Here is a 12,578-nt window from a genome sequence, read left to right as displayed (position 1 = left end):
AATTCAGAATGAAAAAAGGGCCAACCATTATATGATTAGCCCCTTCTCCAATAACTGATTAAACCTTAGGGATGAACAAGTTACCTAGAGTTGCTGCCATAATGGCTTTAATGGAGTGCATTCTGTTTTCAGCTTCTTCAAATTGACGTGCATATTTGCTTCTGAAGACTTCGTCTGTTACTTCCATTTCATTTAGACCATATTTAGCCTTGATGTCTTGTCCATATTTTGTATTTGTATCATGGAAAGCAGGTAGACAGTGCATGAAGATGATTTGGTCATCTGGTTGACCTGTCTTCTTGATCATATCCATGTTTACTTGATATGGCTTGAGTAATTTAATTCTTTCGTCCCATTGACTTTCTTCACCCATTGATACCCATACGTCAGTATAGATAACGTTAGTGCCTTTAACACCTTCTTCAATGTTGTCAGTAATCATGAACTTGCTACCTGATTTGTCAGCATATGCTTGAGCTGTATCGATAACACTTTGTTCTGGGAATAATTCCTTAGGAGCAACGATATGGATATTTACACCCAACATTGAACCTGTAACTAAGAAACTGTTGGCCATATTGTTACGACCATCACCAACGAATGTCAAAGTCTTTCCTTTAATGTCGCCGAAAGTTTCTTTCATTGTCATAAAGTCAGCCAACATTTGTGTTGGGTGCCATTCATCAGTCAAACCATTCCATACAGGAACGCCTGAGAATTTAGCAAGTCCTTCAACGGTCTTTTGTGAGAATCCACGGAATTCGATACCATCGAACATACTACCAAGTACACGACCAGTATCTTCAACACTTTCCTTGCTTCCAAGTTGGATATCATTTGATCCTAAGAATTCTGGATGTGCACCTAAATCAATAGCTGCAGTTGTGAAAGCTGAACGTGTACGTGTTGAATTCTTTTCGAATAACAATGCAATGTTCTTGCCTTCTAGATAATGATGAGGAATACCCTTCTTCTTGAGGGCCTTTAAATGTAGTCCGAAATCAATTAAATATTCTAATTCTTCGGGTGTGTAGTCCTTTTCTGCTAAAAGACTTCTACCTTGAAATACTGAAGTTTCTTTACCTTTATAATCCAAAATCATTCCTCCTAGTGAGTATTAGAATTAGTTTATCACTTAGTTCTAATTATATTAAAACTATTTTAAGTCCTCACGAACTAATGGCATACTCATACAACGAGGGCCCCCACGACCACGTGATAATTCACTTGATACTGTCTCCAATACCTTCAAGCCGTGTTGTCTAAGAATTTCGTTAGATACGTAGTTTCTATCATAAGTAACTACGACACCTGGTGCGATTGCCAAAGTGTTAGAACCATCGTTCCATTGTTCTCTAGGTGCAATGATTGGATCACCGTTACCTGTTGGAATCAAGTCAAGGTCATCTAGGTTAAGTACCTTCTTTAGTACACCCTTCAAGTCTTGACTGTGTTCCATAGTCAAATCACCATCTTTAGTTGGATGGATCGTCCATGTATCAATCTTGCCACCTTCGCCAAGAATACCTGGGTGAACTGTAAATTGATCATAGTTGATCATTGTAAATACAGTGTCCAAATGCATCATAGCGTGGTTATGTGGAATTCTGATAGCAACAACTGTATCGTATGTGCCTTCAGCAAAGAGATTTCTAGCAATATCTTGAATAGCAGTTGCTGATGTTCTTTGAGAAACACCAATTGCTAAGACATGATCACTAAGTACTAATTCGTCTCCACCTTCGATACGGTGTGTGTGGTTTCTGTCGCGCCATACATGTAATCCTTTGTCAGCAAAACGTGGGTGATGATCAATAATAGCTTCCATAAACATTGATTCACGTTGTCTTGCAGCGAAAGTCATATGGTTAATACTTAATCCTTCACCAATTGAAGCTGCCGGATCTCTAGTGAAATAGAGGTTTGGCATAGGATCCATGAAGAATGGATAATCTGAGTCTTCAGCGGCACTGACAAGGTCTGTCGGGGTAAAGTCAATGTCATTCTTACGAACACCGATCATCAATTGATTTACTAAAGCTGGTGTGTCGAGACTCATCAAGAATTCCTTCAATGCGTCATGATCGGCACCAGTAGCATAATCAGATTCACGAAGCATCTTTTCAACGAAAGCATCTTTGATGTTTCCGGCATCGATAGCCTCGGCTGCTAAATCATCAAGATAAAGGACTTCTGTTCCGTTATCTCTCAAAATCTGTGCAAAGTTATCATGTTCCTTTTGGGCAATTGGTAAATATGGGATGTCATCGAACAATAGTCGGGGCATTGTGTCGGGTGTAATGTTTTCAACTTCCTGTCCTGGACGTTTCAACATCACTACATCTAATTTCCCAATTTCTGAAGTAACATGGATTGGTTTTGTCATAAAAAATCACTCCTTAATTTTGAATTCCGTTACCGACATCTACTATATCGGACAGGTATATCTTTTGCAAGCGGTTTCATAACTAATTTACTCCATGATATATATATTTTAATTTTACAATCAACCACGATTGGCGCCATATCTGACAAGGGATAGAACTAATTAAAAAATTTTTAATCAAAAATAAATTTTTAAAATACGTAAAATAGCAGACAAAATATTGCAAGTGCTTTCTGAAATAAGCCAATTTACAATATTTTGCGCAATAAAAAAATCAAAATAGAATCAAAAAAAGACCATTCATAAAAATAATTGAATGGCCTGGATGAATTTATTTTTCTAAATTGCCGATATTGTAAGATTTATTTGCTTCAATTACTTATTAAAAAAAGATTATCGTTTTATAAGCCTATTCTTATTTGAAAGTTGAGTACAAAAAAAGAGCGACAATTACTTGTCGCTCCTTACATTACATTATTTACCGTTCTTTTGAACAGCCTTAACTGCTTGCTTGTGTGTACCGTTGTATAATTTCCATTTTTTGCCATCAGGAGTTTTGATAGTTGTTTTGCCAACCTTAACGAAAGTCCAGTTGTTGAAGTCAGGTTCTCTCATAACTCTGAAACCGTCGATCTTAAACTTCTTGGGATCTTTCTTGTACATAACTAACTTAGATTTCTTAAAGTCAGAAATAACTGTCTTTGAACCATTTTTTGCGACACGAACAAATTGAACTGTCTTGTGATCCTTACCAGTAAAGAACGTTAAGTATTCATCCTTGTTCCCGTCACTTACACCAACGTAATCGTGATTCTTTATTTCAGCTTTTGTAATCTTTTTAGCAGAATGTTGTTCTACTTGTTTAGTACTGTTTGTATTTGAGCAACCAGTAGCAACTGTAGCAAAACCACCCATTAATGAAACAGCGGCCAATAAAGTAACCAATGTTTTTTTCATTATAATCTTCTCCTTGAAGCAATTTATTGATAGAAATCTATCACCACTCTTGATTTTATGGTAATGAAAACCAAAAATCAATTTATATTGTAAATTAGCAGAACAATTTTAAATAAACTTTATCTTTTTGAAACAAAATATTGTATAATAAAAGGGTTATGAAATGCGAACTTAGTCTAATGGTAAAATACGAGCTTCCCAAGCTAGTGTCGCGAGTTCGATTCTCGTAGTTCGCTTATAGAGTTTCTTATGGTTTGTTATGTGTTCCAAAACGTTGGTATATCGGCATTTTTGATTTTAAAGTTACTATGTATTATGAATATTTGTGACTTATTGGAGCCACAAGAGAGCCACAGAACAATAAAATAAATGGAACGTGGGAGCCGTTCTTAGTGCTAGTCATAATTGACTAGCACTTTTTTTATGCAAGAAAATTATTTTATTAATATTTAAAAATTTCCAAATCCACATTCAAATTAACACTCCAACATTTCCCATCTGGAAACGGAATACTCAATTGGCTCTTTAATGCGCGGTAAAACAACTAATCCCTTTTCGGAAAAGTTTTTCAAAAAAAGTATCCAATTCTTCAACACTCATTTCAGGATGGCTCAGCCAGTACTTCACTAATCCCAATAAGGCTGATGAAATATATTGTGCCAATAATTCCTTCTGTCTGCTGTCCAATCCATTAAAACGATGAGAATCCTCAATCGTCTTTAAACCTTTAGCAGTTAAAAAATTGACAAAATTATCATAAAACTTTGAATCTCCATTAGGACTCAATAAAATAGTAATTATAGCACGCTTTTCATTAACCGATTCCAAGACCTTCAAAACATGAGACCTATCATCTGCTTCATTAATTCCGCATTGATCAATCTTATCCAATCCATTTAAAATATCATTTTCAATTGCTTCCAAAATGGCCAATTTATTAACGTAATGACGATAAACTGTCGTTCGATTTATTTTGCTGTACTCAGCAATTGCCATGATTGTGATTTCTTCCAAACTCTTTTCCTTCATTAACACCAATAAGGCCGTTTGAATTTTTTCATCCGTATTATTCATACTCGTCTCCTCTGCAACAAGTTCAACTAGTTTGTGGCTTGAAAATATTTCCTTATTTTCTACTATTTTGAGAACGAATACAATACGGTTTTTGAATTAAAAATAATGTAATTAAATGTATTTTATTATGGATTTATTTTTGATTTGAATCATAAATATTCAACAATTATATTGCTAAGTCACAGATTGATAGTGTTTCAGAAGTGGTCTGCTTAACTCCAATTCTATGGTCAATTAATACTTACAACATTTAGCCACACATAAAAAAAAACGACGTAGAATCCAAAATTAAAATTGGCTTCTGCGTCGTTTTTACCATAATGATAAAATTTGAACATGTATTTGTTCGATCTTCTAAATAAACTTTAATTAAACCATCTTTAATTTCCCGACAGCCTCTTCAATTGTTTTACCATCAGCAAAAACATGAGTGTTTTTATCTTCAACAGTAAACAACTGAGATTTTGTATTTAATTCTACACGATACTTCATTTGTCTACCTCCCCATTAATTATTTCTTTATATCTGCTCAACGGATAATAAATGAAAGTATATTCTTTATTTATTAAAATGCAAGCCCTTTCTTTTTAATAATTATTCCCCAAAAAGACTTTTTGGGTGGCAAATTTTTGTAATTCCCGCTATACTCTAAGTACAGAAATTAAGGAGAAGATGCAAAATGAAGAACATGTCCAAAAAAGAATATCCGTCGTGGAACCCTCGTAAACGGGGGCATAACACAGTTGAATTTAATAGACCAGATAAATGGTACGAATGGTCGGCCATTCTGGATGTTATCTTTTTTGCGATTTTTTTACTTATCATCAATCATTAAAGAGAGTATGACCAATTAAGGTCAACTTTCGAGCATTAAATAGGCACCGTAAATCCGATTCTGGATTTACGGTGCCTATTTGTTTTAATCGAAAAAAATTGTGCTTTGGTCTACACATCATACTGAGTTTCACGTATTCCAGCATTCATTAAATCATATGGAGTTTTCATTGTTTCGCCATCCCACGAGGCAATTCCAACTACCATCGAGATTGCCATTGTATTCAAAGAAATGTCAGCTTTAACATTTTTCTCAAAGCCCTCTTTAATTCTCTGAGTAGCAATTCCAGCACCTTTGCTATTAGTATATAAAAGTATCGCCCATGTGGGATCCTCATTATTTAATAAATAAGTAATATCATTAGTTCTAGTTTTCTCTTTAATCGAATCCGTAGTCAATTTTAACAAATGTTGGAGCTGATTCGATCCCATCATCCTTTTCAAATCATCATAGTAACGTATTTTGATTATGGCAGTTGTCACAGGAATTTCAAAACGACGATTGGTTTCTGCAAATACGGCTATATCCTCAATGTAAGCCACTGTAGTACGCAAATTCGTTTGCTCATCAAATGCACCACGCTCAATTAAAGCTGTCCGTAGCTCACCATTAGACTTTTGCAAAGCTATTTGATTCTTGGTCATCTCATAAAGTGCTAATGAAAGTAAGATTGGAGCTACCATCCAAAAGCTTAATTGCCAAGGAATTGCAGTTGTCTTATTCAAATATTGATAAATCATCACTACGGCTTGAATGGCAATAAAAGTCAGATTGGAAATCAAACTTGGTAAAATACCAAAAAAATAAGTCATCATCAATAATCCGATAGTACAGAACAAATAAATTATATTAAGAAAAATGTTCCCACTCAAAGACATCAATATTGCCGTTGCTCCAAATAGCGCCAAAAACATTAATAAACCAATGTCAGCAAAGAGGGAGTTTCTTTCATCTTTATTTTCCACTTTTATTCCCTCCGTTATTTATGCTCTGTTTTCTAAGAGTCAAGAAAATGCCTATACCTATCATGATTAACGCCACAATAGCGAATCCTAAATAAATTAATAATTGGGAATTACGGTTAACAAAATTTTTAGTGTCGAGTGATTTATCAATTGCTTTGTTCTTCTTAAAGCGATAACTATAATGTGCATTATTGGCATCCACTATAATTGCATCGCCATTATACTGTTGGATATTCTTCTGAAAATTAATTTGCGTTGAAGCTAAATATGTAGCTTTGGAACTAGGACCAGTTACAACTAAGAGACCTTTTTTATCATTATACGGAGACCTTAATAATTGATCCGTTCCGATAGTTTTACCATAATCCTTTTCAATGCTTAATTTTTCGTTGGAAATTATTCTATTAAAACTATTCGAATACTTAAAGTATAGTTTCGAGTTCAGTGACTTAACCATTGGATTATTTTCTGGCGACCCGACAACGATTACATTACTATTTCTCAAAACATTCTTAGATGGCGTGCCGGTATAGAACTGAATCTTTCCGGTATTACTTTTCGAAAAATTACCAATTAAGTTAAAGATGTTCGTTAATGTTTGAAAATCATAATTATTTAATTTTTTCGGAATAACAACTGCCAGATTATCGTAAGTTTGATTGTTGATAAATAGTGTTGGGTAGTTACTAAATAATAAATCATTCCCACGCTCAGACTTAACATAGATGCTGGATTGTGGTTCTACTTGAGCCCAAGGAGTGTCAGCATTATCAGACGTATTTTGATCGAGCATTTCCAAATCAAACGCTATTCTAACTTGAAAACTGTTTCCTAGAGCAATACCACGAGGGACACTGATAGTCATAGTATCACCATCCGCTTTTTCGGAACTCAATTTCTTACTGCCAACAATCGTGTTATTGACATATACCGTAGCTAGAGCTCGATTAAAATTCAAATTTTTGCTATAACGAAACTTTAATTTAATCAATGAATCATTAATATTAGTATGATCATTCGGTAAAGTTATAAAGTAACTGGTTTCACGATGTCCTGCTCCTTGAACGTTATCTTCAGAACTAGTCAATTGATAATGCCCATTATCATGTAAGGACGAGGTAAACGTATCCGTAGTCTCATCCACTGATTCTGTTGACTTATCTGTTTCATTCATTAACTCTTCATTTGCCACAAAACGAGCTGCTTTTTTAACAAGGATCCCGTTTGGGCCGTAACAATTAAATAGTACCGATCATTAGTGTAATAAGTTTTGATAACAGCTTGATTCTTAACATCATTTTGACTGACTTGTTTCTTTAAATTTTCTGGCAATTTACTATACTTTGCCACCACCATCAGATAATCATTCTTGTTAGGATGCATGTTATTCATTTTTACAACATGAACTTGATCGTTATCAGTTGAAATCACACGTGATTCGCCTGAAAGAGCAATCATACTTGCAGTCAATTCATCATTGCTTGGGTTATTGCTAGTCACAATCTTAGAATGCTGAAATGAAACAGTATCTTGCCCTGAAAAATGATGATAGAAAGAATGTAAAGTATTTTCAGCAGGTTTTAATGAGTACACAAAATTTATATTCGACCCCTGATTAATCGTCAACCAATTTGCAGGTGTTTGCTGTAACTGATAATTTTTGTCACCATCTTGATTTAAAACTTGACCATTAATTTGAATCTTATTAGTGCCACTTAATAGATTTAGCGGTATCTCAATTTGTTGCGACTGAGAACCTGTTTCATCCTTAGGTCTAAAAGAATCAAACTTTACCCCATTAATTGAAACAGTGATATCTGAAGTTTGTCTTGAAGCCAATTGAGAAATTTGAAAATTAAGATTAAATGTAGCCTTCTTAATGTCCCAATAATCCATCTTTGTAAAATACATATTAGACTGAACAGATTTCCCCGATAGAGTTGTCGTTTCATTCTGAAAGTCTTGAACATATGTATATTCGTCAGCTGCATGAACAACATTACTTTGAGAAAGAAAGCTTAAACATCCCAAAATAAACAGTAAGCTCACGTAAATAAACTTATTGATACCGTTTGGTCTTATACCATTTTGCTTGTTTATGAAAGACTTGTTCACGAATATACCCCACCATTCCGTATGCCGCTACTGCTAGCCACATTTGACTATAAACTAAGTACATAAAAATTATTAATAAGAAATTTCCAAAAGTTAATTCACCTTTTTCAGTGGTAATTGTTAAAAAGGTACTTGCTACAAACATGACAACTGCAAAAAGCCATAATGAATTACTAAATCCTTGTAAATCAGAATGGGCCACTCCTGCAACTGACAACACAAAAACTGTATCTGATAATATCAATGAAGTCATCAGTAAAAAGTAAACTGACAAAAAGTATAGCAAGTCAAATCTAATAGGTCGTCCCTTTTTTTGAAATAAGAGTTTGGCATTTTTTACAATTACATAAATATTTCCTTCGACCCACCGTTTACGTTGATGAAACCAAACATCGAGCGTTTGTGGTTCTTGTTCCCACGTTACCGCTCGAGGTTGAAATTTAATTCGATACCCCATTTGATAAACTCGAAAACTGATTTCAGTATCTTCAGCCAATGCCTTAACATCCCAGCCTCCAACCTTTTCAATCACACTACGCCGAATAACATAATTTGTTCCTGGAATCGTACATAATTTAAATAGTTGTTGTCGACCTGCTTGTGCCATCCATTGAAAGGATAAGGTCTCAATATTGATAAAACGCGTTAGTAAAGAGGCATTTTTATTACGAGTTCGGAACTTTCCAATCACTGCCGCTAATTTATCATTTGCCAACAATTCGGCAACTAAAATCCTTAAAGCTGGTGCTTCTGGCGTATTATCCGCATCATAAATGGAAATCACACTGCCTTTAGCATATTTCAAGCCTATATTTAACGCATTGGATTTACCCTTTCCACCATTAGTCTTGTCAGTATTAATCACTTTAAGACGCTTGTTAGTAAATTCATCTTGTAGATTACTCAAAAGCTGTGCCGAATTGTCGCTGGAATTATCATTAATAACAATAATTTCATACCTATCCTGTGGATAATCAAAACTAAGCAAAGATAACACTGTTTTGACAATAACAATCCCTTCATTGTGCGCTGGAACTAAGATAGAAACGAATGGCGGCTTATCTGGCAGCTCTGGTGAAGGCTTTGGTGATTCTTTCAAATACCAAGTGTAGCCCGCAATTGTTAAAATTAAATTAATTACTAAAGTACCCCAAATAGAAATAATTGCTATTAATAGAAAGAAATCTAGAATTGAAATACTTACACCTCCTATCGTTTAAACATATTTTTATAAATTTTTCGTCCTAATAATGTAAATATAATTAAAATCAGTAACACAATAATAAAGAAACCCATTAAGATATTGCCTTGAAGATGAAAGAAATTGCTAAATAGTGGCTCCTGTTTTGTCGCAAAAATAGGAATATTATTAGTATTTTGGGTATTCTGAATATCTTCTTTTTTACCATTCATGTAATAATCACCGTTACGATAACGCATCAATGAAGTACCGGTTTTCACCGTCGTATTTAGATTAACTGGATCAAACCAATTAAGCTGTAAACCATTGATTTCTTGCTCTAAATCATGCATTCCAACTTTAGAATCAGGCAGTGACACCGTAAGTGCAGTCGGCATTGAAAAAGACATATCATAACTTTTTTTAACCTTGTTCAAAGATGAGACCGACATCGCGTAGAAACTTTTTTTGGTACTCAAAGCATTGTTATCCTGTTTAACATAAACAACTTTCTCATTAGGCAATAAGATTAAATTATTTGCCTTTTTAAGAGCATTATCTCGCAAAATTTCATCCTGATTCCAATAACCAAAAGAACTTATCCCAATCGGATACACATTCTCTCGAGCCAAACTAACCATATAACTGGATACAATTTGACTTAACTCCGATCCACTGCTAATTGGGGGCGCCCCTACGATTGGCATTTGAGCGAAAATCACTCCCCCACGGTTTTCAATACTGTTTAAAACTGTTGTGTAACGGGTAAATGCCTTCATTTGCGTATTATCACTTACAGAACTGGCACTGATTGCAAAAGGAATTTCTTTTTGATAACAATACAAACTTAAAGCATCTAATATTTTCAAATCACTATACGGTGTCACATTGGTTATAGTTAGCATCGGTTGATATGTATCATTTTTGCCAAATAATTTGGCAATCATCTGACTAGCTGCTAATGAACTCAATCCACCGGAATTGAAGTATGGCAAATATCCATTCTGACCATTGATGATTCCATACGGATAGCTTTTTTGATTTTTTTCCTGAGTTGCCAAGATTCCAACTTTTTGGACTTGATTTGATAAACCATCCAATACGGTTATTGTCTCGCTAAATGGCAATAACTGTTCATCTTGATTAATTTTCAAGATGAATTGTTGCTGGTATATTCTTCTAGCATGTCCTCCCAACTGTGCTGCCTCATTAGCGGTTAAATTGTCCCCAATATGTAATCTAATACCGCTAAACTTTTCTCGGTCATGAATAAATACCTTATTAGTCAATCCCACCTGACGCCAATTAATCATCGTTATAACGCCTGAATAATTTTTTAACATCCCAGATTTATAATTATTTTGCGAAATTGTTTTTACTGGTAAATTTAAACTGGTTAAAATTCGCTGTAAAGCATCAATTTGTTTTCCCGATTGTTCCACATCATTTTCAGAATCATATACTAGTAAGACCCGTTCCTGCGTTGCAGCCTTAACCCTATTTGTCGGCATTGACAATAAACTGGAAAATAAAATACCAATTATCAAAATATATGTTAAAAGTCTATTTTTCATCATTATCACCATCTGCAACTTTCGTATTCCATAAACGATGATGCAAAATGTCGCTTATAAAGAGGATAAATGTTAAATCCAATGTGATTGGAACAATGAATTGATGCTTTGCTAAATCAGCTTCACCAGCAGCCAAAACCGAGATAATCGGAATAAAAACTATTATTGTCATCATTCCAAATACCAAGAGGAACCTAACTACACCTTGATAACGTTTCGCACGAAAATCTAAGAAACAGCTGATTGCATAAACAATCGTGTATCCAAAAACATATAAACAAATAAAGCCATATTTATTTGGAAAGAATGTTCCTGCATACGTACTAAAAAGTACAAAATATTTTGTATGCTCTTGTGGTTTATGTCCAGAATTTCTAGTAAAGTTACCAACTGCTTTTACTTGAGTAACCATGATATCTTTCGTAGATACGTCTAATAAGCGCACAAACTGCTTGGGATTTTGTAAATAATACTTTATTAACCAACCCATACCGGTTTTCGCGATTAAATGTTTCTCAACGTATTTACTACCGGGTTGGACCGTATCGTATGTTCTAGGATAATATTCTTGCATACGCATTAGTGAATATTGTGAACTTACACCAGCCTTTGAAAGCTGCTTATCAGGATCACCAGTTTCCATCAAGACACCATGAGTAAAAGACTGATACTGATTTACGTCATTAAACTCAGAATTGATTTTGCTATATGTAAAGGCTCCTGCAAACAATAACGCTATGATTCCACCAAAAATTGCAAACCTACGCGCTTTAAAATTGGGAAGAAACATTAAACCAACAGCAACAACTGTAAATGTCAGTGCCAAAGGAGCATTTTGTTGTTTAACCGTTAACAAAAATATCGTACTAGCGAAAAACAATAATATCATTGGCCATCGTTTCTTAAAACAATCTCGAGAGATAGCTAATATTGACGCGAAAGAATACAGCATCACAATATACATCCCTGGCTCTGCAAAAAACGAGTTGAAATACAAGGTAAAGGACGAATCCGCAAAAATAAATACTACTAAAAGTGCTACAACATAACTTCTAATTCTTCGATATGGAAAAACTAAGGATTTGGTAAGTAAATAAATCGCTCCTAAAAAGAAAACATAATAAATAATTGCCAAAAACCGTATGTCAAAAATCGTTTTACTATAAAAGACTTTATTTAAAAAAACAGCAAACTTAACAATCATCGCCTGTGATGTAAAAACAGCCGCTGTATTTTCATTATAATATTGATAAATCCCAAATTTAGGAATAACGTAATCTAATGATTGACTGTAATGCGTTGGCAATCGATAAACACCATTACTATTCATGGCTCGATAAAAATCGCCATTATCGGCTAACCCATGTATTGGTGAAATAAATAATAAAATTCCACTGATAATTGCTGCCAAGATCATAGCCATCATTGCGGGAGAAATATATTTTTTAAATTTATTAAAACCAATCCTCATGTATTTACTCAAATCTTATTT

At 34.3% G+C, this 12,578-nt stretch carries 12 protein-coding genes and 1 tRNA gene; 2 read left to right on the top strand and 11 right to left on the bottom strand.

The window, feature by feature from the left end; genetic code table 11:
* Positions 1-58: 58 nt before the first annotated feature.
* The 3 genes from argF to FFM71_RS09415 all read right to left on the bottom strand — a co-directional run bounded on the left by argF (position 59) and on the right by FFM71_RS09415 (position 3,343).
* Positions 59-1,102 (bottom strand): ornithine carbamoyltransferase, encoded by a 1,044-nt coding sequence (argF, locus tag FFM71_RS09425; RefSeq protein WP_137611918.1) that lies wholly within the window; start codon positions 1,100-1,102, stop codon positions 59-61.
* Between the two features lie 54 nt (positions 1,103-1,156).
* A complete protein-coding gene (gene arcA / locus FFM71_RS09420) occupies positions 1,157-2,386 on the bottom strand; it encodes an arginine deiminase (protein WP_137611917.1) in 1,230 nt (409 codons plus the stop codon).
* A gap of 474 nt (positions 2,387-2,860) precedes the next feature.
* Positions 2,861-3,343: a hypothetical protein gene (locus FFM71_RS09415; RefSeq protein WP_137611916.1), complete on the bottom strand. Its 483-nt coding sequence runs from the start codon at positions 3,341-3,343 to the stop codon at positions 2,861-2,863.
* A gap of 165 nt (positions 3,344-3,508) precedes the next feature.
* On the opposite strand from FFM71_RS09415, the gene FFM71_RS09410 reads away from it, so the two are divergent.
* Positions 3,509-3,579 (top strand) — tRNA-Gly (locus FFM71_RS09410).
* A gap of 289 nt (positions 3,580-3,868) precedes the next feature.
* On the opposite strand, the gene FFM71_RS09405 is transcribed toward FFM71_RS09410, so the two are convergent.
* Both FFM71_RS09405 and FFM71_RS13815 read right to left on the bottom strand, forming a co-directional pair.
* The gene (locus FFM71_RS09405; protein ID WP_137611915.1) at positions 3,869-4,417 is read right to left on the bottom strand and encodes a TetR/AcrR family transcriptional regulator; all 549 of its coding nucleotides are present in this window, start codon (positions 4,415-4,417) and stop codon (positions 3,869-3,871) included.
* Between the two features lie 369 nt (positions 4,418-4,786).
* Positions 4,787-4,909, bottom strand: a complete 123-nt coding sequence (locus FFM71_RS13815; RefSeq protein WP_263390694.1) for a hypothetical protein — start codon at positions 4,907-4,909, stop codon at positions 4,787-4,789.
* Between the two features lie 187 nt (positions 4,910-5,096).
* Between FFM71_RS13815 and FFM71_RS13435 the strand changes: the two genes are divergently transcribed.
* Positions 5,097-5,252: a hypothetical protein gene (locus FFM71_RS13435; protein WP_171000524.1), complete on the top strand. Its 156-nt coding sequence runs from the start codon at positions 5,097-5,099 to the stop codon at positions 5,250-5,252.
* 110 nt (positions 5,253-5,362) lie between these two features.
* Here the strand turns inward: FFM71_RS13435 and FFM71_RS09400 are convergent, their stop codons facing one another.
* Genes FFM71_RS09400 through wsfD form a run of 6 tightly spaced genes read right to left on the bottom strand, consistent with a single transcriptional unit; the run spans position 5,363 to position 12,569 of the window.
* Positions 5,363-6,217: a GGDEF domain-containing protein gene (locus FFM71_RS09400; RefSeq protein ID WP_137611914.1), complete on the bottom strand. Its 855-nt coding sequence runs from the start codon at positions 6,215-6,217 to the stop codon at positions 5,363-5,365.
* Positions 6,207-7,409 (bottom strand): cellulose biosynthesis cyclic di-GMP-binding regulatory protein BcsB, encoded by a 1,203-nt coding sequence (locus FFM71_RS13860; protein ID WP_306437283.1) that lies wholly within the window; start codon positions 7,407-7,409, stop codon positions 6,207-6,209. The genes FFM71_RS09400 and FFM71_RS13860 overlap by 11 nt, the downstream gene beginning before the upstream one ends.
* On the bottom strand, positions 7,391-8,332 hold the full coding sequence (locus tag FFM71_RS13855; RefSeq protein WP_306437282.1) for a cellulose biosynthesis cyclic di-GMP-binding regulatory protein BcsB: 942 nt from the start codon (positions 8,330-8,332) through the stop codon (positions 7,391-7,393). The genes FFM71_RS13860 and FFM71_RS13855 overlap by 19 nt, the downstream gene beginning before the upstream one ends.
* Complete coding sequence (locus tag FFM71_RS09390; protein ID WP_137611913.1) at positions 8,277-9,530, bottom strand: glycosyltransferase family 2 protein; 1,254 nt, start codon at positions 9,528-9,530, stop codon at positions 8,277-8,279. The genes FFM71_RS13855 and FFM71_RS09390 overlap by 56 nt, the downstream gene beginning before the upstream one ends.
* An 11-nt stretch (positions 9,531-9,541) precedes the next feature.
* Entirely contained in the window at positions 9,542-11,089 is a 1,548-nt protein-coding gene (locus FFM71_RS09385; protein ID WP_137611912.1) for a hypothetical protein, read from the bottom strand.
* On the bottom strand, positions 11,076-12,569 hold the full coding sequence (gene wsfD / locus FFM71_RS09380) for a glycan biosynthesis hexose transferase WsfD (protein WP_223876517.1): 1,494 nt from the start codon (positions 12,567-12,569) through the stop codon (positions 11,076-11,078). The genes FFM71_RS09385 and wsfD overlap by 14 nt, the downstream gene beginning before the upstream one ends.
* Between the last annotated feature and the right edge of the window lie 9 nt (positions 12,570-12,578).

This window comes from Companilactobacillus huachuanensis, assembly GCF_005404815.1.
Classification (GTDB): Bacteria; Bacillota; Bacilli; order Lactobacillales; family Lactobacillaceae; genus Companilactobacillus; species Companilactobacillus huachuanensis.
Note: the sequence above shows the minus strand (reverse complement) of the source record. Positions and strands in the feature narration are given on the sequence as shown.